Genomic DNA, 23,289 nt, shown 5'->3' with positions numbered 1-23,289 from the left:
AATCACACCGGCCGACCTGGGCCTTGATCATGTCCTGAACCTGGTGGGCGCGGACGGTTTCGAACCGCCGACATTCGCCTTGTAAGGGCGACGCTCTACCCCTGAGCTACGCGCCCAGGACGAGTCGACAGCCTACATTGCCGGGGGGCCTGTCCCGCAAACCCGTATCGGGGAAGGAGCGGGTCGAGGGGGAGGTCAGGGGCGTCCCGGGGGTTTACCCCACCCCCGGTCCGGGAGTGCGCCGGATACCCCCGCCGGTCGCCGCTCTCTACGGTCGTAGAGCGCCGTAGGAGCCACCAGGGCTCCGCGTCCGTCCCAGGGGGAGAACAACCGTGACCAGCACCGGCACCCGTAGCCGCACCCACACCCGTCGCCGCGCCACCCGCGCCCTCACCGGCACCACCGCCGTCGCCCTGCTGCTCCTCGGGGCCACCGCCTGCGGCGCGTCCGCCGGGGACGACAAGCATCCCGACCACCGCACCTTCGCGCTGCCCGGCCGTACGCTCACCATCGACTCCGACGACTCCGCGCTGGAGATCGTCGCCGCGGACGCGAACCCGGCCGGGAAGATCGAGGTCACCCGGTGGTGGCAGGGCAGCGTGACGATCGGGTCGGACCCGAAGGTGAGCTGGGCAATGGACGGTGACCGGCTGAAGCTGCGGATGAAGTGCTCCGGGGTGATCGCCGACTGCTCCGCCAAGCACCGGATCGAGGTGCCGCGCGGGGTCACCGTCAAGGTGGAGGACGGGGACGGGAGCGTGCGGGCCCAGGGGTTCGCGGACGCGCTCAGCATCCGTACGCGCGACGGGTCCGTGCATGTCACCGACACCACCGGACCGCTGACGCTGCACAGCGGGGACGGCTCCCTGCACGCCGAGGTGTCCTCCCGGCAGGTGCGCACGACCACCGGCGACGGGTCCGTGCACCTCGAACTCGGCGCCGTACCCGACCTGGTGGAGTCCACCAGCGGCGACGGATCGGTGACGATCGCGCTGCCCAAGGACGGGGGCGCGAAGTACCGCGTGACGACCAAGACCGGGGACGGCTCGGTGGATGTGTCGGTGCCCCGGGACTCGTCGAGTTCTCATGTGGTGACCGCCCACACCGGCGACGGGAAGGTCACGGTGCGGAACGCGAACTGACCGGCCCGTGTGTTCGTCCTCTACCGGTGGGAGAATGACAGCGGTCAGGATGGAAGACACGGGAGAGGGATGTGACGGCGACACCAGCGCAGCCGTATTCGCCGCTCACACTGCTCCGGCGCGTGCCGAGGCTCAGGCCCCGGCGCGGTTCCGCGGCAGGCCGCGCCCCACAGCCCGACGCGGCGCCGCGTGAGGCGCACCAGAACATCCCCGGCCATGATCCGCGCCCGGGTGTCCCCGCCCCCACCGGCCGTACCACCCGCGCGGCCCTCGACACCCTCACCCTCGTCGGTCTCCCCCTGCTCGTGGCGCTCGCCCTCCCCGTCTCCTTCGCCGGTGGCGGCACCCGGCGCTGGTTCGGCGGGCGGGCGGAGAGCCAGCGGGCCGAGGCGCAGGCGGCGAAGGACGCCGCGGCGGCCGCGTTCTACGAGCTGGACACCGCCCAGCGGGATCTGCGGATCTCGATAGAGACCATCACCGCGGTCGACGACTCGCCGGCCGCCCGCCGCGCGGTCACCGACTTCGAAGCACTGGGCCGGCGCATCGACGAGGCGAGCGGCCGGTACATCAACGCCGTCGACGCGCACGACCTCGACCGCGACGACCTGGAAGCCGCCGCCGCGAACCGCGCCCGTACCGAACTGTCCGCCGCGAAGGACCAGTTGGGGCAGGTGAAGCAGGAGCTGGACCGGTTCGAGAGCGGGCTCGGTCCGCTGCTCGGCAAGGCCGAGACCCAGCTCGCGCGGCTGGCACCCGCCGTCGAGCGGGCCCGGCAGGCACTGCTCGCCGCCTCCAACGCCCTGGACGCCGTACGGAGTTCGGGGCTGCGGGCCGACGATCTCGCCGCCCGGCTGGCCGCGCTCGGGCCGGAGCTGACCAAGCTGAACCAGGGTGCCGGGCAGCACGGGGTGCCGCAGACCCTGGAGCGGGCCACGCAGGTGGCCCGGGAGGCGGAAGCCATCCGGGCCCAGGCCGATCAACTGCCCGAGCGGGCCGCCGAGATCGACCACCGGCTGGTCTCCCTCCGCACCCGCGCCCAGGCGCTCACCACCCGCGCGGGCCAAGTCGACCCGGTGCTCAGCGAGTTGCGGCGACGCTTCTCCGCCGCGTGCTGGCAGGACCTCCAGCAGGTGCCGCAGCAGGCCGGGGAGAACGTACGGCAGGCCGAGCTGAAGCTGAAGGAGGCGCAGGCCGCGCGGGACGCCCAGCGCTGGCCGGACGCCACGTCCCTGCTCTCGACCGTGCGGGCCCTCCTGAACACCACCGACGAGGCCGTCTCCGCCGCCGGCGACCGGCTGCGCCGCCTCAACGCCGTGCAGAAGGACCCCCAACAGGAGATCGACCGCACCCGCTTCGCCATCCGCGACGCCCAACGCCTCGCGATGACAGGTCGCACCACCCCCGACCCCCGCCACGCCCGCCCCCTCGACGAGGCGGTGGCCCGCCTTGACCAGGCGATCACCACGCTGGAGGGCCGCCACCCCGACTACTGGCACTTCCTGACAGAGACGGAAGCGGTACGCCAGTCAGTCGCCAGGGTGGTCACCCAGATCCGCGAGGAACGCGGCACAGCAAGCCACTGACACCGGGGAAGCTGTCGCGCCCTATAGCTGCAGCGCCCTGTGGCTGCGCGCCCTATAGGGGCGCGGGGAACTGCGCGACCAGCCCCCACCGGCCGTCACCTTCAAAACAACCGAACCAGTCACGCCAGCGCAGCCCCGAGCACCTCCCGCAACGACGTAGGCGCCCTCCCGATCAACTCCCCCAGCAGCGGCCCAACCTCCGCGAACTCTCCCTGCCTGCTCGCCCGGAACAACCCAACAAGCAGCTCAGCCTGCCCCTCCGGCACCCCATGCGAGACCAACCCCGCCCGATACTCCTCATCCGACACCGTCACCCGCTTGACCGTCCGCCCCGAGACCGACGAGGCCAAAGCAGCGACATCCGCAAGGTCAAGCGCCTCCGCCCCGGTGAGCGGCGGAGTCACCCCGTCGAACCGCCCCTCCTCCGCCAGCACAATCGCCGCAGCCTCGGCCAAGTCCGCGTGCGCCGTCCAAGACACGGGCCCGTCCTCAGGCGCGACCAACTCCCCCGTCTGAAGCGCCGAGCCGAGAAGCATCACGGTCGTAGCCGCATAGAACCCGTTCCGCAACGACGTGAACGGCACCCCCGCCACCCCCAACACGGCCTCCGTCTCCGCATGGTCCGGCATCGGGGCGAACGGCGACGCCGGGTTCGCGCCCATGTGGCTGGTGTAGAGGACACGGCGGGCACCGGAGTCACGCGCAGCGGCGATCGCGGCACGGTGCTGCCGTAGCGCCGTGTCGCCCGTGCTCGCGGCGGAGACGAGAAGGATCTGGTCCGCCCCCTCGAAGGCGTCGGCCAGGGTCGCGGGGTCGTCGAAGTCGCCCCGGCGGACGCGAACCCCCCGCTCCGCCAACTCCTTCGCTCCCTCCGGGTCGCGGACGCTCACCGCTATCCGCTCCGCGGGGACGCGGGTGAGCAGCTGGTCCACCACTCCCTTGCCGAGTTGCCCATTGGCTCCGGTGACGACGATCACGGCTACTACCTCCACGAAGAACACGCACACATCAACCGCTAACACTCACGACATTAGCACCGCTACCGAACAAGCGCTAACGCGTTTCTGTTAGCGTTTGACGCATGCCTGCCGACGACGACTCCACCCCCCGCGACCGCATCCTCGCCGCCACCGCCCGCCTCCTCACCGAAGGCGGCAGGGAGGCCGTGTCGACGCGGGCCGTCGGAAGCGCGGCCGGGGTGCAGGCGCCGACCATCTACCGGCTCTTCGGGGACAAGCAGGGGCTCCTCGACGCGGTGGCCACAGAGGGCTTCGCCGCCTATCTCGCCACCAAGACCGAGCTGGCGCCCACCGCCGACCCGGTCGCCGACCTGCGCGCCGGCTGGGACCTGCACATCGACTTCGGTCTCACCAACCCGGCGCTGTACCTGCTCATGTACGCAGAGCCCCGCCACGGCGCGACCCCGCCGAAGGCCGCCGTCGCGGGCGCCGAGATCCTCGCCGGGCACATCCACCGCATCGCCGAGGCGGGCCGGCTCCGGGTGAGCGAGGAGCGGGCCGTGCAGCTGGTGCACGCGGCCGGCAGCGGTACGGCGATCAGTCTCATCTCCCTGCCCGAGGACCGCCGCGACCTCGAACTGTCCACGCTGGCAAGGGAGTCCGTGATCGCCGCGATCACCACCGAGGCCCCGGTGACCGAGTCCCCCGGCCCGGTCCCGGCCGCCGTCGCCCTGCGCGCCGTGCTCCAGCGGACCGACGTCCTCACCGACGGCGAGCTGAGCCTCCTGCGGGAGTGGCTCGACCGGATCGCGCGCGGCACGCCGTAGACGCGCATCGGCCCCCCGTCGCTACCGAAGCGACGGGGGGCCGATGAAGCCGTGCGGGCCTACTGCCGATCTCAGGTGCGGTAGGCGTAGTAGTACGCGTTCGGATACGACGCGATGAGGCTCGCCACCGACCTGCGCAGGGTGTTGTTCGAGTGGTACGTGACGTACGGGACGCCGTTGCTCTTGGCCGTCACGATCATCGTGTGGTCCTTGGCGCCGTCGCGGTCGAAGTCCATCTGAAGGACGTCGCCGACCTCCAGCTGGTACACGTTCGCGAGCGGGGTGGTGCGCTTGGAGTTCTGCGCGAACCAGGACCACTCGTTGACGCCGACGAACGAGTCCGACTGGATGTCGGCGGTGCCGAACCACTTCGTGTAGTCGTAGACGTAGCCCGGGACGTGCTTCCAGCCGCCGGCCTTCAGGGACTGGCTGACGAAGTTGGTGCAGTCGCCGCCGTCCGCGTGGCCGTTGAAGTCCGGGTAGGCCGTGTTGTAGACGTTCCAGTACTTCTCGGCGTAGGTCGCCATCGCCTTGTAGTCGTACGCCGTGCTCGTCTTCGGAACCGCCACCGGGTTGCGGGTGATGGCCGCGCGCGGCGCGTCCGGCATGGTGTTGCCGTCGTCGGCCGGGGCGGGCGACGCCTTCACCGCGGGCTTGGACAGCGTGTTGACGGCGAGGCCGCCCTCGTCGGTGTCCTTGATGGTCGACAGCTGCCAGGTGCCCCGCTGGTCGGCCTTGAAGGTCAACTCGTGGTGGGACTGGAAACCCGTGGTCTTCGGCTGGTTGCCCACGGCCTTCGCGTACGTCAGCGTGGTCGTCTCGGTGACATCGGCCTTGGCGGTACGGCCGGTCACCCGGGTCGCGTCCAGCGTGACCTTCGTGTTGCCCGCGCTGTACGTCTCGCCGAGCTTGGCGATGCTGTTCTGGCGGCCGCGCAGCTGGCTCAGCGCCGACTTCTCGTCGCGCGACTGGGTGCTGGAGAGACGGACGTCGCCGGAGAAGCGCGAGGTGGTCTGCTTGGTGCCGGCCCCGCGGACGAGGGCCTGCGTGCGGTCGGTGAAGACCGCGTCGGCGAGCTTCTGGAAGGTCGCCTTGGTCGCGGCGTTCACAGTCGGGTCGTCCACGACTGCCGCGCCCGCGCTCCAGTTGGGCACGAGGGCGACGCCGGCGACGACCGAGGCGGCCGCCGCCGAGATTATGGCCGTACGGCTCCGCTTACGGCTCAGTTTTCTGGATTTCAATGGTGTTCCCCTCTACGCCGGTACGCCTACCGGGCGAGGGCATCTTCGCACGCCATGTGTGGCCCCTGTGAAGAGGGTTGCACTTGGTCAGTTCACCAGTCGCGAGAGGTCACTTGACCACCGTGGACCAGTCGGGCGACTGCGCGGGGTCCAGGCTGCGCAACTGCTGCAAAGTCTGGGGCGACTGCACATCCATCCAGTCCGAAAGTTCCTTGAAGGAGACGCACTTGACGCCCTTCTTCGTGCAGATCTTCGGGATGATCTGGTCGATGGCCTTCATGTAGATGCTGCCGTTCCAGTTCTCGAAGTGGTTCCCGATGAACAGGGGCGCCCGGCTGCCGTAGTAGACCCGGTTGAAGCCGGCCATGTACGAGTCGACCGTCTTCTTCTCCCAGTCGGCGAACTTCGTGGGGTCGCCCTGGGTGGCGCCGCCCGACTGGTTGTAGAGGAAGTTGAAGTCCATCGACAGGGCCTGGATGTTGTTCCCGTAGGGGAGCAGTTCGAGCGGGAAGTCCCAGAGGCCGTCCTTCTTGGTGGGCCATATCTGGAAGTCGCCCGGGGAGCTGGCGTCGTAGCGCCACCCGTAACCCTTCAGCGCCTTCAGGAGGTTGGGCTGTCCCTCGAGGCAGGGGGCACGGCCGCCGGCGACCTCCTTCTTGAAGTCGAAGGGCAGCGCCGGGATGTCGGTGTAGCCGGTGTTGGTCTTCCAGTTCTCGACGAAGGAGAAGAACTGGTCGATCTCGCTCTTCCACTGCGCGACGCTCCAGTCACCGCCGCCCTTGGCCTCGCAGAAGTGGCCGTTGAAGTGGGTGCCGATGTCGTTGCCCTGCTCGTAGGCGAGGCGGAGCTGCTCCAGCGTGTCCCGGATGTGCTGGTCGGTGGGGAAGTCGATTGCGGCCGAGCCCACCGGGTGCATCGGCGGGTGGTACAGGTCCCTCTTGCTCTTGGGCAGCAGGTAGATGCCCGTGAGGAAGAAGGTCATGTGCGCGTTGTACTCCTTCGCCATCTCCCGGTAGTGCGAGAAGAGTTTGTCGTCCCCCTGCAGCGCGCCGTCCCAGGAGAAGACCACGAACTGGGGTGGTTTCTCACCGGGCTTGAGCGGCACGGCCTTCAACTGGTCCTTCTGCGGCCCCGTGTACGAGGTCGAACCGTCCCCCAGCACCTGCGTCTTGCCGTCCCAGGCGGGATCCTTCGACGACTTGGGCTCGGCGTTCTTGCCGGCCGACGCGGTGGGCGCCGTGTTGTCCCGGTTCAGCGCCAGGTACCCGGTCACCAGCGAGGCGACGACAAGGAACACGGCCAGGGTGAGGAACCCGGGCTTCGGGGTACGGCGGCGCGGTTCTGGGGCTCGTCGGCGGCGGCCGGACGGTGCCTTCGTCCGAGGCTTCATGGGCGGCTCATTCTGCGAGGAGTTGGCGGGGTCGCTGCGTGGTCAGCCCAGCGGGGTCATGGCGCTCGACCAGATGCCGTAGGGGACGTCGGTGACTGGAGTGCCGGAGATTCCTTTCAGCGGCAGGGGTTCGAGGCTCTTGTTCAGGTCGATGCGGTAGACGACGACGGCCGTGGACACGGACTTGGCCGTGCCGACGTACCAGGCGGCCGTGTCGTCCTGCGTGGTGCCGGTCTTGCCCGCCACCCCCGCCCCGGCCTTCGCGTCCTCGGGGTGCGCGGTGGCGAAGGAGGCCGTGAGCGCGTCCTTCACCTCGTCCGCCGTGGTCTTGCTCATCGCCCGGTTGGGCCGCGGTCGTTCGAGAGGGACCCCGGCGCCGTTACGGGTGATGCGGCGGACCGAGTACGGCTCCGTGTGCACACCCCCGGCGTCGAACGTGCCGTACGCGCTCGCCATGCGCAAGGCGCTGGGCGTGGCGTTGCCCATCGACAGCGCGGGCACCTGCGCCCCGAAACTGGACGAGAGCAGCCCGGCCTTCTCCGCGGTCTGCCGGACGGTCGTCAGGCCGGTGTCCATCCCGAGCTGCATGAACGGCGTGTTCACGGACTGGGCGAGCGCCTGGCGCAGACTGATCTGGCCGTACGACTTGTTGCCGTCGTTGTGCGCGGCGACCTTCTTGCCGCTGCGGTCCCAGTACGGCCCCTCCGGTGTGGTGACCGGCACGGCGTCGTCCCCGTCGTACAGCGTGTCCGGGGTGACCGGGGTCGGGGGTCTGCCACGGGTCTTGGTGACCCCGTGCTCCAGCGCGGCCGCGTAGACGAACGGCTCGAAGGCCGAACCGGCGGGCACCGTCGTCGCGTTGGACTCGTTGAAGCCCTGCGTTCGGTGGTCGGGGCCGCCGTAGACGGCGAGGATGCGGCCGTCGGAGGCGACCGAGGAGGCGCCGTAGTGGGCGGTCTTGGCGCCCGTCGGGTCGTCCTTCTGCGCGTCCTTGCGGGCCTTGGTGACGGCGTCGGTCAGCTCGGTCTCGCGGTCGCGGTCGAAGGTCGTGTAGATCTGGTAGCCGCCGAGGTCGAAGTCCTTGTCCGAGATGTGCGCCGTCTTCTTCACGTACTGGGTGGCGAGTTCGACCAGGTAGTCGCTCTGCTTGCCGGTGTCGTAGGTCTTCGACTGCTTGAGCGGCTCGGGGAACGTCTTGTACTTGGCGCGCTCGGCCGGGGACAGCTTGCCGATCTTCACCATGCGGTCCAGGATCCAGGACCAACGGGCCACCGCCCGGTCGTGGTTGGCCTTGCTGAGCGTCGGGTCGTAGAGGCCCGCGCCCTTCAGCAGTGAGGCGAGGAAGGCGCCCTGGCTGGCGTTGAGCTGGCTGACGTCCTTGCCGTAGTACGCCTGTGAGGCGCGCTGCAGTCCGTAGGTGCCGCGGCCGAACCAGCTGGTGTTGAGATAGCCCTCGAGGATCTTGTCCTTGCTCATCTTGTTGTCGAGCTTGAGGGAGATCATCGCCTCGGTGAACTTGCGGCTGACCGTCTGGTTCTGGGTCAGGTAGACGTTCTTCACGTACTGCTGGGTGATCGTCGAGCCGCCCTCGGTGTCACCCTCGCCGACCGTGCGGTAGAGGGCGCGGGCGATGCCCTTCATGGAGATGCCGGGGTCGCTGTAGAAGCTCTCGTTCTCGGCGGCGAGGACCGCCCAGCGGACGTCGGTCGGGATGTCCTTCAGCGGCATCGCCTGCCGCTGCACCCAGCCGGTCCGGGCCATGGGCGTCCCGTCGGACCAGAAGTACACGTTGTCCTGCTGGGTCGCGTACGTGTTGAGGTTCGAGGGGATGTCGGTGGCCGCGTACGAGACGACGAGGAACAGTCCGCTGAGGCCGATGGCGGCGGCGACGCCCCCGAGCCACTGCCGCCAGGAGGGCATCCAGTGACGCCAGCCGGTGCGGCCGGGGCGGGGGTACTGCGGGCGGAGCTTGCGGACGTACGGAGTGAGGAATATCACGGCCGGTGCGAGCCGTGCGGCGACCGGGGCGAAGCGGGTGCGGAGGATTGCGGCGAGGCGGGAGAGACGGGTGCGGAGGGACGGCCGGGGGGCCTTGCGTCCCCGGTGCCGTACCGGTTTCGTCTCCCCCTCGGGTATCTCGGGGCCGTCGGGTATCTCCAGATCGGAGACCCTCAGCTGCATGGTCTCGTCCGGACGGAATCCGTCGGGGAGCTTCAACTGCATGGTCTCGTCCGGTGCCTGGCGCTCCTCCCCGTCCCCCTCGTGGGTCACGACGCGACTCCCCTCCGCACTCCGTATTACTCGCACAGGCAGACGCATTGACGTACGAGGGTCCTGAATGGTTGCCGCGGACGCGACTGCAAATCCCGGTTCCCCCCGGCCTCACAGATCACGCGGCGCCCTCAAATTACCAGTGGTCTTCGCAAGTTCTCCATATAAGAAAACGACAGAACAGGACACAGCCGAAACCTTCATGAAAAAACAAGGTGCCGTACTCATGTGGATGTGGGGCTAGCCTGCTGCCATGCCTCGCTATGAGTACCGCTGCCGTACCTGTGGGTCCACGTTCGAAGTCAGCCGCCCCATGGCGGAGTCCTCCGCTCCGGCGGACTGTCCCTCCGGACACGACGACACCGTGAAGCTGCTGTCCGCCGTGGCTGTGGGGGGTACGTCCGCTGCCCCCTCGCCCGCGGCGGGCGGAGGGGGCGGTGGGTGCTGTGGCGGGGGCTGCTGCGGCTAGGTGGGGGCTGCCCCTACGGGGTTGACGGGTGCGCCGCTCTCCGGAACTCCCGCAGGATGCGCTCGCCCGCCAGCACTCCCCGCTCCGGTAGGGCTGTGACGTTGGGGGCCGTCCAGGCCTCGTCCGCCAGCTCGCCGTGGCCCGGGCGCCAGGACCTGTCCGCTGCCAGCAGGAGGTCGGCGTCCAGCAGGGAGTCGCCGGCTGCGAGGGTCAGGGTGGCGTTGGTGCGGTGGGCCACCTCGCGCATCGCGGCGCTCTTGGTGAGGGGCTTGGGGACCGCGTAGATCTTGCGGCCCTGGAGGGAGACCGTCCAGCCTCGGTTCTCCGCCCAGACCGCCAGGTCCTTCACCCACTCCTCGGGGAGCAGCTCCCGCTCGACCACCAGGTAGGCGAAGAGGTCCTCCGCGATGCGGTGCTTGCGGACCCAGGCGGGGTCGGCGGTGGTCGCGAGATGCTCGCGCACCTCCTCCAGCGGGGCGCACTCGGCGGCCAGCTTCGCCTGGACCCGGGTGTGCCAGTCCTCGTCGGTCACCCCGTCGACGAGGAGGTGGCCGCCGTTGGCGCAGATCGCGAACTTCGGCTCGGGGCCCGGCAGGTTGATGCGCTGGTACTGCTTGCGGGTGCGGGTGGTGGTGGGCACGAAGACGGCCGCGTCACCGAGTTCGGTGAGCAGGGCGGCCGACGTCTCCGTCATGAAGGACAGCGGCCTGCTCTCGTGCACCTCGACGCAGAGCAGCCGGGGCGCCCGCGCGTCCGGCATCGTGAGGGCGAGGGCGGCGGCGGAGTAGATGAGCGTACGGTCGAGGTCGCTCGCGACGAGTACCGGCATCAGACCGCCACCGCCTTGCCGTCGGCACCGGTCGCACCGCGCGTGTACTTGGGGTGGATCAACCCCACGCAGGTGTACGGCAGTTCGGCCACCTCCTCGACGGGTACGCCCCGCTGCTCGGCGAGCAGTCTGACGTGGTCGAGGTCGGCACCCGCACCGGCCCGCGCGAGGATCTTCCAGGGCACCCGGCGCAGCAGCACCCGGGTGGTCTCGCCGACGCCGGGCTTGACGAGGTTCACGTCGTGGATGCCGTACTCCTCGCTGATCCGCTCGACCGCCGCCCAGCCCTCCCAGGTCGGGGTGCGGTCGGCGGCGAGCAGTTCCTTGGCGAGGACGGTCACCGCGTCCGACACCTCCGGGAACCGGGCGGCCACGGCGTCCAGGAAGTCCACCGAGACGTCCGCGCCGGCGAGTTCGCGATAGAACTTCGCGCCGTGGAAATCGTGCGGGCCGACCAGGTCCGAGCGCAACACCGTACGTGAAATCAGGCCCGACACGGTCGAGTTGAGGCAGGCGGAGGGAATGAGGAAGTCCTCACGGGTGCCGTACGTCTTCACACAGGAACCGGGGTCGGCGAGGACCGCGATCTCCGGGTCGAAACCGGTGATGCCGTCGGACTCCTCGAACTCCCTGATCGCCTCGGTGAGTTCGCGGGTGATGGCGCCCTTGCCGGTCCAGCCGTCGACGAACACGACGTCGGCGGGGTCGTGGTGGGCGGCGAGCCAGCGGAGCGCGTTGGCGTCGATGCCGCGGCCGCGCACGATCGACACGGCGTAGTGCGGGAGGTCGAGACCGTGGCGGTGCTGGGCCCAGCGGCGCATCAACACGCCTACGGGGGTGCCGGCGCGGGCGAGCGAGACGAGGACGGGGTGCGGGGAGCGTTCGGCGAGGACCAGTTCGGTGACCGCGCCCACCGCCAGGGCGAGGCGGTCGGCGGCCTCGTCCAGGGCGGTGTGGAACAGCTGCTGGTACTGCTCGCTGGGCTGGTACTCCACCGGGAGCGACTCCGCGTAGTGGGCTCCGCCGCTCTGGATGGCCTCCTCGCGCTCCTCGGTCGGCGCCTCCAGGGTCACGTCCGAGAGGTCCTGGAGCAGCCAGCCGACCTCTTCCGGGGCGTACGAGGAGAAGGCGGGGCCGCGGAGGGGGTCGGGGAGCATGGCGGGCCTTTCGGGGACGTACGAGGGGATCACCGCGAGGACTACGTGCGGGGTGTGTTCGGCGAGCCTCGCCAACAGGCCGCCCGGGGCGTGGAGTTCGGGGGTGTCGGCGGTGTCGTCGAGCACGGCCACCACGGCGTCGAAGCCGGCGCCGGCGATGTTGTAGGCGTAGCGGTCGCCCGGGCCGTCCGCGGGGGTGTCGTGGGCGGGGAAGGTGAGGCGGGTTCTTATCGCGTACCCCGGGTCGTCCACGGCGAGGACGGGTGAGCGGGTGGTGGTGGAGTACGTGACGCCGGCATCGACGATCTGTTCCAGTTCGCGGGCCAGGCAGAGGGGGGCGTACATCAGCTCTTCGAAGCCGAGGATGTGTATACGGGTGGCGTCTTCCGGCAAAGCCTCTGCGAGACGGGCGGCCATTGCGGGGAGGGCGCGGTCGAGCCGTATTCGGTGACCCGGGGTGAAGCCGTGCCTTCCGCCGTCGGGGAGGTTTTTGGGCCAGCGGATGTCGACTTGGGTGACGCGGTTGTTTTTCGGGTGCGGGTCGGTGGGGGCTGGTCGCGCAGTTCCCCGCGCCCCTGAAGGGTTGTCGGTCGGGTGCGGGGCCGTGGGGGCTGGTCGCGCAGTTCCTCGCGCCCCTGGGGGGTTGGGGGTGGGGGTGGGCTGGAAGGGTGGGGTGGCTTCTGTCGTCGTGGGCGCGCCGGCGGCGCCGTCCTGGTCTTTGTCTTTTAGGGGCGCGGGGAACTGCGCGACCAGCCCGGACGGCGCTGCAGACGACCGACTACCTGACCCGGCACTCTCCGACTCGTACCTCGCCACCAGCTCCTGGCCCTTTTCGAGGACCCCGGCGGGCAGGCTCACCGTGCCCGACGCCGCTGCGACGAGGTCCACCCTCGCGCCGATCTCCGCCGCGAACTCGTCCAGCCGCCCCGCGTCCGCCGCCGAGCGCATGTCCACGAGGGCGACGACCACGTACCGGCCCCGGGGGTACCGCTCGTGCAGGTCGCGGATGGTGTTGAGGACCGTGTTGCCGGTGGAGAACTCGTCGTCCACCAGGACCAACGGGCCCTCGCCGGCGAGGAGGGCCGGGTTCTCGGGGAGGAGGAGGTGGGACGTGGCGTGGGAGTGGGACTCCTCGAAGCCCCCTGCCGTGGCGACGCCGGGAACGGGGCGGCGCGTGGAGTGGAGGTAGGGAGCGAGCGCGATGCCGTCGGCGACCGCGTGGCCGAGCCCCGTCGCGGTCTCCGCGTAGCCGAGGACCACCGCCCGCCGCGACTCCTCCGTGCCGAGGAGCTCGCGGACCCGGCGGCCCAGGGTGAAGCCGTAGCCGTAGACCACCGTCGGGGACTGCGGGACGTGCTTGCCGAGCACGTTCGACACGAGGAGGTGGGCCCGCTTGGGGTTGCGGCGGAGGGCCAGGCCCAGGAGGTCGGTCAGCTCGGGATCGCCGAGCAGTTCGACACCGAGCCGCTCCGCGACCCAACTGCCCGACCAGACACCGTCGTTCACTGCCTTGTTCATACGTCCCTTGCGATTCAGCCGGGGATTCCGGCGGCGAGCAGCTCCACGAAGCCGACGTCCTCGCGTGCGACCCCGAAGATCTCGGCGCGCAGCATCGTCCGCTCGGCCCAGGCGCGGTGCGGCTTCACCTCGTTCATCTTGTTCGTGTACGCCGAGCGCAGCACTCCCCCGCCGCCCCGCTCCGGCCGCAGGATGTCCTGCGCGTCGCAGAACTCCTCGTGGCTGACCACGGACAGCGCGTGCACGGGCAGCACGTGGGTGGGGTGGATGCAGGTCTTGCCCAGCAGGCCGTTGGCCTGGTCGAGGGCGATCTCGCGGAGCAGGCCGTCCATGGCGTGCTCGATCAGCGCCTCGCGCAGCTCCTCGGCCTGCCCCTCCAGGAAGGGGCTGCGGCGCAGCTGCGGCTTGAACATGCGCTCCTGGACCCGGAAGTACTCCCACACCGGACCGGTCACCGTGAAGCCGGTGCCGTCGGCGCGGCCCAGCATGTTCACCACGTCACCGATCACGTTGGCGACGATCTGGACGTCGTAGGCCGTCATGTCGGAGGCGCGGCGCAGGCCGTACGACGAGCAGAAGTCCGTCACGCCGAGGCGCAGGGCGAGGACGCGGTCGCGGTACTTGTCGACGGCGCGGGAGATGCCCTCCAGGGTCTCGACGCGCGACTCGCGGTACAGCAGCTCGGGCGACTCGAGGACCGGCATGCCGAACAGCCGGTGCCCGCTCGCCGCCTCCGCGGCGGCCAGCGCCTCCAGGAACGGGGTGCCGCTCTCCTCGGTGAACTTCGGCATCACGAAGCCGGAGAGGAGTCGTACGGCCGGGCCCATGCGGCGCACGAGATCGGGGATCTGCTCGGGCACGCGGACGCGGATGAACAGCAGCGGAAGCCCGACGTCCGGGCGGGCGGCCAGGTCGGTGAACTGCCGGACCAGGTTCTCCTCGGCGGCGGGCACGTCCTCGTCGCCGATCGAGTCCTCCAGGCACAGCACCATCGACACCACTCCGTGCGCCGCCAGCTTGACGATGTCGTCGGCGAGGCGGGGGCGGGTGGCCGGGCTGTAGAGCGTGGCGCCCAGGCCCGCGGCGAGCAGCCGGGCCGGGGAGTCCGCGTCGAACTCGCAGGGCTCCTGGAAGAAGAGACGCTGCCGTACCTCAGGGGCAATGTGCCCGAAATGACGCATAAAGCTCCCCCGTGGTGCCGATGTGACTCGTGAACGTTTTCGATAGGTGGCCGGTAATAGTACGTACAAACCCATGTCGGGGGTTCCCGCCGGGCATGAACTTCAGGTAACTCGGCCGTGTCGGTGTCCGAACCCCCACGTTGTCGTGACCAGGACCGAGAGGGCAGGATGACCGCATGACGCACGCGATGCTGAAGGGGTCGAACGTCCCGCTGGAGGCCACCACGGTACGTGCCGTGCTGCGCTGGACTCCCGGACAGGGGGTCCCTGACGTGGATGCCTCGGCGCTGCTCCTCGGCCCCGCCGGTCAGGTGCGTTCCGACGAGGATTTCGTCTTCTACAACCAGCCCCGGCACCCCTCCGGGAAGGTCTGGTGGCTCGGCAAGAAGCGGGTCTCGGAGGGTCCCACCGACACGATCCAGACAGATCTGGCCGGTGTCGAGTCCGAAGTGAGCCGGATTCTGGTGGTCGCTTCGGCCGAGGACAACACCTTCGACCGCGTACAGGGGCTGCGCATCCTGCTGTACGACGCGGCGGTCGCCGAGGGTGAGCCCCTGCTGTATTTCGACATCAAGCCGGAGACCGGCGAGGAGACCGCGCTGATCTGCGGGGAGCTGTACCGGCGGGGGGACGGGTGGAAGTTCCGGGCGCTGGGCGAGGGGTACGCCAACGGGCTGCGCGGGCTCGCGATGGACTTCGGGATCACGGTGGACGAGTCGGAGGGGGCGGGGGTCGTTCCCGAGGCCTCCCAGCCGTTGCCTCCGGCGGTTCCGACGCAGCCGGCCTACGGGTATCCGCAGGCCGAGGAGCCGGTGACTCAGCCGGCGTACGGGTATCCGCAGACCGCTCCCGCGGGGACGTACGGGTATCCGCAGCCGGTGCCCTCGGCGATGGCACCGGATCCTGACTTCCGGATGCCGCCGCAGGGGCCGCAGTTCATCTGAGGGTGAGTGCGTGGTGCTCCGGGTGCGGGCCGGTGGGGGCTGGTCGCGCCCACGCGGTGGAGCCGCGAATCCACGCTGCCCCGCGCCCCTGAAGGGGAGCTATCGCTCCACCTTTGTCTTGTAACCCCTGCCCCACTGCAGGCCCCACCCGTAGAGCCGGTCCAGTTCCGCCTGGAAGCCGTAGACGAATTTCACTTCTCGGCGGACCACCAGCTCGCCCTTGACGTTCTCGATCATCACCACCGCGCAGGAGCGGGCCTGGGGGTGGCGTTCGTCGAGGCCTATCTCGATGCGGGGGCCGTTGCTGGGGTAGAGGGTGACGATCGCGTGGGTGCGGTCGAAGGCGGGGGTCTGGTCGTAGATGTAGACGAAGACCAGGAGCCGCTTGATCTGGTCGCGGTGGTCGAGGTTGACGTACATCGTCTCGCCGGACGCGGAGCCGAAGCGGTCGTCGCCGCTGAGCTTCACGTACGGCGGTGAGTTGACGTCTCCGAGGAGGCCGCCCAGGGGTTGCACCACGCCCTTGGTGCCGTCCATCAGTTCGTAGAGGCAGCCGAGGTCCAGGTCGACGTTGACCATGCTCTGGCTGTGGCCCATGACCTCCGGGGGCTTGAGCGCCTTGAAGGGGTGGCGCAGCAGGCTGTCGCGCTGGAGGCCGCCGATGTCGGAGGTCCGCATCCGCCAGGTGAGGTTGACGCGGAGGTTGCCGGTGGCCGCGCCCTGCTTGGTGAGCGAGACCTGGTGGTGCCGTTTGGTCAGTTCGATCGCGTTGCTGGCCGCGCTGCCCGAGTCGAAGTCGGCCTCGCGCCGCCAGATCCCGTCGAAGAAGCCCATTCCCGCCCCCACGCTCGCATCCACGTCCCGCATGACAAAGCTGTCGGGGCGGCCGGACAGAGGACATGTCCTCGACGGCCGCCCCGACAGAAGCGTTCCCTCACCAGGGAGCTTGTCACACCCCGGACGAGACCTCAGTCTTCTCGTCCGAGCCTGCTTTTCCCTCGGCTTCCGCCAGGGCCTTGTTCCTGCGGACCGAGGACCAGAAGGACCAGCCGATCAGAACCACGCCGACCAGGCCGGTGATGACCTCGTTGATCTGGTACTGGATGGTCACCATCAGGATCACGGCCAGGGCGCCGATCGCGTAGTGCGCGCCGTGCTCCAGGTAGACGTAGTCGTCGAGGGTGCCCTGGCGGACCAGGTAGACCGTCAGCGAGCGGACGTACATCGCGCCGATGCCGAGGCCGAGAGCCATGAGCACGATGTCGTTCGTGATCGCGAAGGCGCCGATCACGCCGTCGAACGAGAAGGACGCGTCCAGGACTTCGAGGTACAGGAACATGAAGAACGCGGCCTGGCCGGCCAGGACGACCGCCGAGCGCTGCTTGCCGGTGCGCGCGGCCTCTTCCTCCTCCTCGTGCTCCCGCTCCTCCTCTTCCTCGAGCTTGTCCTCGAAGTAGCCGGAGAGCCCGCCGACGATCATGTACGTGATCAGACCGGAGATACCGGCGATCAGGACCGTCTGCGCCTTGTCGGCGTGGGCGCCGCCGTGCTGGTGGGCGTGGGCCGCGAAGGTGAAGGAGGTGATCAGCAGGACGATCAGGGCGATGCAGACCGACAGCATGTCGACCTTGCCGAGCTTGGCCAGCGGGCGCTCGATCCAGCGCAGCCACTGGATGTCCCGCTCCTCGAAGATGAAGTCGAGGAAGATCATCAGCAGGAACATGCCGCCGAAGGCCGCGATCGCCGGGTGGGCGTCGGTGACCAACTGCTGGTAGTGGTCCTTGTTGTTGAGCGCGAGGTCGACCGCGTCGATCGGGCCGATCTTCGCGGTGACGGCGACGATGACGACGGGGAACACCAGCCGCATGCCGAAGACGGCGATCAGGACGCCGACCGTGAGGAAGATCTTCTGCCAGAAGGCCGACATCTTCTTCAGGATCCCGGCGTTGACCACCGCGTTGTCGAAGGACAGCGAGATCTCCAGGACGGCCAGGATCGCCACGATGCCGAAGGCTTCCCACCCCCCGTAGAACGCCGCTGCGACGAGGCCGAGCGCGGTGACCGCGAACGACCAGCCGAAGGTTTTCAGAAGCACTGGCTACCCAATCGTGTGTTGGGGGTCCCCCCAGACGGAGTCTGGGGGAAGGTCTCCCCCCGCGCCGCACTCGGCTTTACTTAAAATTTGACGTCGAGCACTGAGTCTAGAGGGAGACTCCGCCGACCGGGACAGCCGGTGTGGACAACGGCCTTTACGAGACGTTGACCCCGAAGTCCATGGCGATCCCCCGCAAGCCCGACGCATACCCCTGGCCGACCGCCCTGAACTTCCACTCGCCCTGGTAGCGGTAGAGCTCGCCGAAGATCATGGCCGTTTCGGTGGAGGCGTCCTCGGAGAGGTCGTAGCGCGCGAGCTCCTGGCCGTCCGCCTGGTTGACGACGCGGATGAAGGCGTTGCTGACCTGGCCGAAGGTCTGGCCGCGCTCGTCGGCCATGTGGATGGAGACCGGGAAGATGATCTTGTCGCAGGTGGCCGGCACCTTCGGGAGGTCGACCAGGATCGACTCGTCGTCGCCCTCGCCCTCACCGGTGAGGTTGTCGCCGGTGTGCTCCACGGAGCCGTCGGGGCTCGTGAGCTGGTTGTAGAAGATGAACCACTCGTCCCCGAGGACCCGCCCGCCGCCGCACAGCAGTGCGCTGGCATCCAGGTCGAAGTCGGCTCCGGTGGTGGAGCGCGCGTCCCAGCCGAGGCCGATCAGGACGTTCGTGAGGTTCGGTGCGGCCTTGGACAGGGAGACATTGCCCCCCTTGGCGAGCGTGACGCCCATAGTGCTGGTCCTCCCCGAGGTGATGCTTCTTTGGTTGTCCTGCACTCCCCCAGAGGGGGACCCCCGGCGCCGCACGGGGACCGCGCGGCGCCGGGGGTGAGGCCTCCGGACGTCAGACGTTGACGCCGAAGTCCTGGGCGATGCCGCGCAGGCCCGAGGCGTAGCCCTGGCCGATGGCGCGGAACTTCCACTCCGCGCCGTTGCGGTACAGCTCGCCGAAGACCATGGCCGTCTCGGTCGAGGCGTCCTCGGAGAGGTCGTAGCGCGCGATCTCGGCGCCGCCCGCCTGGTTCACCACGCGGATGAACGCGTTGCGGACCTGGCCGAAGGACTGCTGGCGGTTCTCGGCGTCGTAGATCGAGACCGGGAAGGTGATCTTGTCGACGTCGGCCGGGACCGCCGCCAGGTTCACCTTGATCGCCTCGTCGTCGCCCTCGCCCTCACCGGTGGTGTTGTCGCCGGTGTGCTCGACGGAGCCGTCGGGGCTCTTGAGGTTGTTGAAGAAGACGAAGTTCGCGTCACTGGCGACCTTGCCCGCGCTGTTCAGCAGCAGTGCGCTGGCGTCGAGGTCGAAGTCGGTGCCGGTGGTGGTGCGGACGTCCCACCCCAGACCGACGATGACCGCGGTCAGGCCCGGGGCCTCCTTGGTCAGTGATACGTTGCCGCCCTTGCTGAGGCTGACTCCCACGAGTCCTCCATTGGTGTCCAGGGGCGGGGATGCCCCGTAGTGCGTCGGTATCGGATCAACGTCTCGATCCTAGTGACGGGTTCCCGACCCTCGCAGGCCCTGGAACCTAACAATCACAGGGTGTCGAGCGCCTTCACGTACTCGTTGAGGTCGCGGGCGTCCGGCAGGCCGTTGACGACGGTCCAGCGGACGACGCCCTCCTTGTCGATGATGAAGGTGCCGCGCACGGCGCACCCCTTGTCCTCGTCGAAGACGCCGTAGGCCCGCGAAGTGTTGCCGTGCGGCCAGAAGTCGGAGAGCAGCGGGTACTCCAGGCCCTCCTGCTCGGCGAAGACGCGCAGGGTGTGGATGGAGTCGTTCGAGACCGCGAGGAGCTGGGTGTCGCGGTCGGTGAACTGCGGCAGGTTGTCGCGCAGGGAGCACAGTTCGCCGGTGCACACGCCGGTGAAGGCGAAGGGGTAGAAGAGCAGCACCACGTTCTTCTCGCCCCGGAAGTCGGACAGCTTCACGGTCGCGCCGTGGTTGTCCTTGAGCTCGAAATCGGGGGCCTTGTCGCCGACCTGGATCGCCATGTCGTCCTGCATCCCTTCGGTGGGGCTGTTCGGGTGAGTCCACCCTACGCAGCGATCACGGCATGCGGACGGACGGGCTGGCGTGGCCAGCCCGTCCGGGATTCAACGATCGAGGTACCTCCGTGGACTACCTCTTGGACTTGGCCGCCTTGGGCGTCACCAGCCGGCTGCCGCTCCAGTCCTTGCCCACGCTGACGCTCTTGGCCGCGGAAAGGCCCGCGGTCGTGGCGGCTTCCGAGATGTCGCTGGGCTCGACGTAGCCGTCACGGCCGGTCTTCGGCGTCAGCAGCAGGATCGAGCCGCCCTCCTCGACGTACGAGATGGCGTCCACCAGCACGTCGGTCAGGTCGCCGTCCTCGTCGCGGAACCACAGCACCACGGCATCGGCGACGTCGTCGTAGTCCTCGTCCACCAGGTCGCTGCCGATGACTTCTTCAATGGCCTCGCGGAGTTCCTGGTCTACGTCGTCGTCGTAGCCGATCTCCTGGACCACCTGCTCGGGCTGGAACCCCAGCCTGACGGCAGGGTTCGTCCGCTCCTCCGCGTGGTCCGCGGTCGCGCTCACGGGTTGCCTCCTGATCATGTCTTGATGAATGTCCAGCCACGCGCGTGCGCGAAGCATTGGCCGTAGTCCACACGGACGGGCCGGATCGCGCAAGTACCCGGCGATTCGGAACGCCGAAACGGTGACGATCCTGGCCGTGTCGCCGCAACTCCAGGCACGCTATCGCGGCCGCCGGTGACGTACACCACAGCGTTCTGCCCGGTTTGCACGTTTGAGAACCCTCCGAGGGTACGCGACTCGAATGACTTTGCTAAACGAGTCACGGTTACCTCACGGTAGAGATGACGATTGCCGCCCTGCGGTAGACCATGGGGAACGGTGCAGCTCCCCCCTCTGACACGTTTCCCCCTCTGACACGTAAGGAACAGCGTGGCTTCCGGATCCGATCGCAATCCGATCATCATTGGCGGCCTTCCGAGTCAGGTTCCTGACTTCGATCCCGAAGAGACCCAGGAGTGGCTCGACTCGCTCGACGCCGCCGTGGACCAGCGCGGCCGTGAGCGGGCCCGCTACCTGATGCTCCGGCTGATCGAGCGGGCCCGCGAGAAGCGCGTGGCCGTGCCCGAGATGCGCAGCACGGACTACGTCAACACGATCGCCACCAAGGACGAGCCGTTCTTCCCCGGCAACGAGGAGATCGAGCGCCGCATCCTGAACGCCACCCGCTGGAACGCGGCCGTGATGGTGTCCAGGGCACAGCGCCCCGGCATCGGCGTCGGCGGCCACATCGCCACCTTCGCGTCCTCCGCCTCGCTCTACGACGTGGGCTTCAACCACTTCTTCCGGGGCAAGGACCAGGGCGACGGCGGCGACCAGATCTTCTTCCAGGGGCACGCCTCGCCGGGCATCTACGCCCGCGCGTTCCTCCTGGACCGGCTCAGCGAGCAGCAGCTCGACGCGTTCCGCCAGGAGAAGTCGAAGGCGCCGTACGGACTGTCCTCGTACCCGCACCCGCGGTCGATGCCGGACTTCTGGGAGTTCCCGACCGTGTCGATGGGCCTCGGCCCGCTCGGCGCGATCTTCCAGGCGCGGATGAACCGCTACATGGCGGCGCGCGGGATCGCGGACACGTCGAAGTCGCATGTGTGGGCGTTCCTCGGCGACGGCGAGATGGACGAGCCGGAGTCGCTCGGCCAGCTGTCGATCGCGGCGCGCGAGGGCCTGGACAACCTGACCTTCGTCGTCAACTGCAACCTCCAGCGGCTCGACGGCCCGGTGCGCGGCAACGGCAAGATCATCCAGGAGCTGGAGTCGCAGTTCCGGGGCGCCGGCTGGAACGTCATCAAGCTGGTCTGGGACCGCACCTGGGACCCGCTGCTCGCCCAGGACCGCGACGGCGTGCTGGTCAACCAGCTCAACACCACGCCGGACGGCCAGTTCCAGACGTACGCCACGGAGACCGGCGCGTACATCCGCGAGCACTTCTTCGGGCACGACCACCGGCTGCGCGCGATGGTCGAGAACATGACCGACGACCAGATCCTGCACCTGGGGCGCGGCGGGCACGACCACCAGAAGGTCTACGCGGCCTTCGCGGCGGCCAAGGAGCACAAGGGCCAGCCGACCGTCGTCCTCGCGCAGACGGTCAAGGGCTGGACGCTGGGCCCCAACTTCGAGGGCCGCAACGCCACGCACCAGATGAAGAAGCTGACGGTCGCCGACCTCAAGGGCTTCCGCGACCGGCTGCACCTGCCGATCACCGACCAGGAGCTGGAGTCCGGCGCGCCGCCGTACTTCCACCCGGGCCGGAACTCGGAGGAGATCCAGTACATGCACGACCGGCGCAACGCGCTGGGCGGCTACGTCCCGACGCGTGTCGTCCGCTCGAAGCCACTGGCGCTGCCCGAGGACAAGACGTACGCGAGTGTGAAGAAGGGTTCGGGCCAGCAGTCGATCGCCACCACCATGGCGTTCGTACGGCTGCTCAAGGACCTCATGCGGGACAAGGAGATCGGCAAGCGGTTCGTGCTGATCGCGCCGGACGAGTACCGCACGTTCGGCATGGACTCGTTCTTCCCGAGCGCGAAGATCTACAACCCGCTGGGCCAGCAGTACGAGTCGGTGGACCGTGAACTCCTGCTCGCCTACAAGGAGTCGCCGACCGGGCAGATGCTGCACGACGGCATCTCCGAGGCGGGCTGTACGGCCTCGCTGATCGCGGCGGGTTCGGCATACGCGACGCACGGCGAGCCGCTCATCCCGGTCTACGTCTTCTACTCGATGTTCGGTTTCCAGCGCACCGGTGACCAGTTCTGGCAGATGGCGGACCAGTTGGCGCGCGGTTTTGTGCTGGGCGCGACCGCGGGGCGTACGACGCTGACCGGTGAGGGTCTGCAACACGCGGACGGGCACTCGCAGTTGCTGGCGTCGACCAACCCGGGGTGTGTCGCCTACGATCCGGCGTACGCGTACGAGATCGCGTACATCGTGCAGGACGGGTTGCGGCGGATGTACGGCTCGGACGCGGAACACCCGCACGGCGAGGACGTCTTCTACTACCTCACCGTCTACAACGAGCCGATCCAGCACCCGGCCGAGCCGTCCGACGTGGACGTGGAGGGCATCCTCAAGGGTGTTCACCGGATCAGCCAGGGGGCTTCGGGGACCGTGCCGGCGCAGATCATGGCGTCCGGGGTCGCGGTGCCGTGGGCGATCGAGGCGCAGCGGATCCTCGCCGAGGAGTGGAACGTGCGGGCCGACGTGTGGTCCGCGACCTCCTGGAACGAACTGCGGCGCGAGGCGGTCGAGGTCGAGCGGCACAATCTCCTCCACCCCGAGGAGGAACAGCGGGTTCCTTATGTCACGCGGAAGTTGAGCGGGGCGGAGGGGCCGTTCGTGGCTGTTTCCGACTGGATGCGGTCTGTTCCTGACCAGATTTCTCGCTGGGTGCCCGGGACGTATCAGTCCCTGGGGGCTGACGGGTTCGGGTTCGCCGACACTCGCGGGGCGGCTCGGCGGTTCTTCCACATCGACGCGCAGTCGATCGTGGTGGCCGTACTGACGGAGCTGGCCCGGGAGGGGAAGGTCGACCGGTCCGTGTTGAAGCAGGCGGTCGATCGGTATCAGCTGCTGGATGTCGCTTCGGCTGATCCGGGGGCGGCGGGCGGGGACGCGTAGTCGTTTTTGTC

General features: G+C 68.9%; 19 protein-coding genes and 1 tRNA gene. 6 read left to right on the top strand and 14 right to left on the bottom strand.

The window, feature by feature from the left end; translation table 11 throughout:
- Positions 1-41: 41 nt before the first annotated feature.
- Positions 42-116: transfer RNA gene (locus tag OHT77_RS30960), tRNA-Val, on the bottom strand.
- 297 nt (positions 117-413) lie between these two features.
- On the opposite strand from OHT77_RS30960, the gene OHT77_RS30955 reads away from it, so the two are divergent.
- Positions 414-1,142 (top strand): DUF4097 family beta strand repeat-containing protein, encoded by a 729-nt coding sequence (locus OHT77_RS30955; protein WP_328834396.1) that lies wholly within the window; start codon positions 414-416, stop codon positions 1,140-1,142.
- Between the two features lie 71 nt (positions 1,143-1,213).
- Positions 1,214-2,725, top strand: coding sequence for a hypothetical protein (locus OHT77_RS30950; RefSeq protein WP_401319743.1), 1,512 nt, complete (start codon positions 1,214-1,216; stop codon positions 2,723-2,725).
- Positions 2,726-2,844: 119 nt separating this feature from the next.
- Here OHT77_RS30950 and OHT77_RS30945 read toward each other — a convergent pair whose 3' ends face one another.
- Entirely contained in the window at positions 2,845-3,702 is an 858-nt protein-coding gene (locus OHT77_RS30945; protein ID WP_328834394.1) for an SDR family oxidoreductase, read from the bottom strand.
- A 104-nt stretch (positions 3,703-3,806) separates the two neighbouring features.
- Here OHT77_RS30945 and OHT77_RS30940 point away from each other — a divergent pair, with 104 nt between their 5' ends.
- On the top strand, positions 3,807-4,511 hold the full coding sequence (locus tag OHT77_RS30940; protein WP_328831697.1) for a TetR/AcrR family transcriptional regulator: 705 nt from the start codon (positions 3,807-3,809) through the stop codon (positions 4,509-4,511).
- A gap of 71 nt (positions 4,512-4,582) precedes the next feature.
- Here the strand turns inward: OHT77_RS30940 and OHT77_RS30935 are convergent, their stop codons facing one another.
- From OHT77_RS30935 to OHT77_RS30925, 3 genes are all read right to left on the bottom strand, one after another.
- Positions 4,583-5,752 (bottom strand): amidase domain-containing protein, encoded by a 1,170-nt coding sequence (locus tag OHT77_RS30935; RefSeq protein ID WP_328831695.1) that lies wholly within the window; start codon positions 5,750-5,752, stop codon positions 4,583-4,585.
- A gap of 109 nt (positions 5,753-5,861) precedes the next feature.
- Complete coding sequence (locus OHT77_RS30930; protein ID WP_328831694.1) at positions 5,862-7,142, bottom strand: hypothetical protein; 1,281 nt, start codon at positions 7,140-7,142, stop codon at positions 5,862-5,864.
- Positions 7,143-7,184: 42 nt separating this feature from the next.
- Positions 7,185-9,365, bottom strand: a complete 2,181-nt coding sequence (locus OHT77_RS30925; protein ID WP_328834393.1) for a transglycosylase domain-containing protein — start codon at positions 9,363-9,365, stop codon at positions 7,185-7,187.
- Between the two features lie 301 nt (positions 9,366-9,666).
- On the opposite strand from OHT77_RS30925, the gene OHT77_RS30920 reads away from it, so the two are divergent.
- Positions 9,667-9,882: an FmdB family zinc ribbon protein gene (locus OHT77_RS30920; protein ID WP_266768249.1), complete on the top strand. Its 216-nt coding sequence runs from the start codon at positions 9,667-9,669 to the stop codon at positions 9,880-9,882.
- A 13-nt stretch (positions 9,883-9,895) separates the two neighbouring features.
- Here OHT77_RS30920 and OHT77_RS30915 read toward each other — a convergent pair whose 3' ends face one another.
- Genes OHT77_RS30915 through OHT77_RS30905 form a run of 3 tightly spaced genes read right to left on the bottom strand, consistent with a single transcriptional unit; the run spans position 9,896 to position 14,567 of the window.
- Positions 9,896-10,711 carry an HAD family hydrolase gene (locus OHT77_RS30915; protein WP_328831693.1) on the bottom strand — a complete coding sequence of 272 codons (816 nt, stop codon included), beginning with the start codon at positions 10,709-10,711 and terminating at the stop codon, positions 9,896-9,898.
- Entirely contained in the window at positions 10,711-13,386 is a 2,676-nt protein-coding gene (locus tag OHT77_RS30910) for a phosphoribosyltransferase (protein ID WP_328831692.1), read from the bottom strand. Before OHT77_RS30910 ends, OHT77_RS30915 begins: the two co-directional genes overlap by 1 nt.
- Positions 13,387-13,400: 14 nt before the next feature.
- Positions 13,401-14,567: an HpcH/HpaI aldolase/citrate lyase family protein gene (locus OHT77_RS30905; protein ID WP_328831691.1), complete on the bottom strand. Its 1,167-nt coding sequence runs from the start codon at positions 14,565-14,567 to the stop codon at positions 13,401-13,403.
- A gap of 176 nt (positions 14,568-14,743) precedes the next feature.
- Between OHT77_RS30905 and OHT77_RS30900 the strand changes: the two genes are divergently transcribed.
- Positions 14,744-15,511: a TerD family protein gene (locus tag OHT77_RS30900; protein WP_328831690.1), complete on the top strand. Its 768-nt coding sequence runs from the start codon at positions 14,744-14,746 to the stop codon at positions 15,509-15,511.
- A 99-nt stretch (positions 15,512-15,610) separates the two neighbouring features.
- Here the strand turns inward: OHT77_RS30900 and OHT77_RS30895 are convergent, their stop codons facing one another.
- From OHT77_RS30895 to OHT77_RS30870, 6 genes are all read right to left on the bottom strand, one after another.
- Positions 15,611-16,345, bottom strand: coding sequence for a TerD family protein (locus tag OHT77_RS30895; protein WP_033286889.1), 735 nt, complete (start codon positions 16,343-16,345; stop codon positions 15,611-15,613).
- Positions 16,346-16,460: 115 nt separating this feature from the next.
- Positions 16,461-17,606: a DUF475 domain-containing protein gene (locus OHT77_RS30890; RefSeq protein ID WP_328831689.1), complete on the bottom strand. Its 1,146-nt coding sequence runs from the start codon at positions 17,604-17,606 to the stop codon at positions 16,461-16,463.
- Between the two features lie 154 nt (positions 17,607-17,760).
- Positions 17,761-18,336: a TerD family protein gene (locus tag OHT77_RS30885; RefSeq protein WP_266768259.1), complete on the bottom strand. Its 576-nt coding sequence runs from the start codon at positions 18,334-18,336 to the stop codon at positions 17,761-17,763.
- A 112-nt stretch (positions 18,337-18,448) separates the two neighbouring features.
- Entirely contained in the window at positions 18,449-19,024 is a 576-nt protein-coding gene (locus tag OHT77_RS30880) for a TerD family protein (RefSeq protein ID WP_019060360.1), read from the bottom strand.
- Between the two features lie 113 nt (positions 19,025-19,137).
- Positions 19,138-19,596: a peroxiredoxin gene (locus OHT77_RS30875; protein WP_328831687.1), complete on the bottom strand. Its 459-nt coding sequence runs from the start codon at positions 19,594-19,596 to the stop codon at positions 19,138-19,140.
- A gap of 127 nt (positions 19,597-19,723) precedes the next feature.
- Entirely contained in the window at positions 19,724-20,161 is a 438-nt protein-coding gene (locus OHT77_RS30870; protein WP_019060358.1) for a DUF3052 domain-containing protein, read from the bottom strand.
- A 369-nt stretch (positions 20,162-20,530) separates the two neighbouring features.
- Between OHT77_RS30870 and aceE the strand changes: the two genes are divergently transcribed.
- Entirely contained in the window at positions 20,531-23,278 is a 2,748-nt protein-coding gene (aceE, locus tag OHT77_RS30865) for a pyruvate dehydrogenase (acetyl-transferring), homodimeric type (RefSeq protein WP_328831686.1), read from the top strand.
- Positions 23,279-23,289 lie beyond the last annotated feature (11 nt).

The sequence above is a fragment of the Streptomyces sp. NBC_00252 genome (genome assembly GCF_036187565.1).
Classification (GTDB): Bacteria; Actinomycetota; Actinomycetes; order Streptomycetales; family Streptomycetaceae; genus Streptomyces.
This window is presented reverse-complemented; position numbering and strand designations above follow the sequence as displayed.

What these genes read in the sequence shown, in the direction of transcription:
- OHT77_RS30895 (WP_033286889.1), bottom strand. Translation starts at nt 16,345, where the DNA reads ATGGGCTTCTTCGACGGGATCTGGCGGCGCGAGGCCGACTTCGACTCG.
- OHT77_RS30915 (WP_328831693.1), bottom strand. Translation starts at nt 10,711, where the DNA reads ATGCCGGTACTCGTCGCGAGCGACCTCGACCGTACGCTCATCTACTCC.
- OHT77_RS30900 (WP_328831690.1), top strand. Translation starts at nt 14,744, where the DNA reads ATGACGCACGCGATGCTGAAGGGGTCGAACGTCCCGCTGGAGGCCACC.
- OHT77_RS30910 (WP_328831692.1), bottom strand. Translation starts at nt 13,386, where the DNA reads ATGAACAAGGCAGTGAACGACGGTGTCTGGTCGGGCAGTTGGGTCGCG.
- OHT77_RS30940 (WP_328831697.1), top strand. Translation starts at nt 3,807, where the DNA reads ATGCCTGCCGACGACGACTCCACCCCCCGCGACCGCATCCTCGCCGCC.
- OHT77_RS30885 (WP_266768259.1), bottom strand. Translation starts at nt 18,336, where the DNA reads ATGGGCGTCACGCTCGCCAAGGGGGGCAATGTCTCCCTGTCCAAGGCC.
- OHT77_RS30905 (WP_328831691.1), bottom strand. Translation starts at nt 14,567, where the DNA reads ATGCGTCATTTCGGGCACATTGCCCCTGAGGTACGGCAGCGTCTCTTC.
- OHT77_RS30925 (WP_328834393.1), bottom strand. Translation starts at nt 9,365, where the DNA reads ATGCAGTTGAAGCTCCCCGACGGATTCCGTCCGGACGAGACCATGCAG.
- OHT77_RS30920 (WP_266768249.1), top strand. Translation starts at nt 9,667, where the DNA reads ATGCCTCGCTATGAGTACCGCTGCCGTACCTGTGGGTCCACGTTCGAA.
- OHT77_RS30875 (WP_328831687.1), bottom strand. Translation starts at nt 19,596, where the DNA reads ATGGCGATCCAGGTCGGCGACAAGGCCCCCGATTTCGAGCTCAAGGAC.
- OHT77_RS30930 (WP_328831694.1), bottom strand. Translation starts at nt 7,142, where the DNA reads ATGAAGCCTCGGACGAAGGCACCGTCCGGCCGCCGCCGACGAGCCCCA.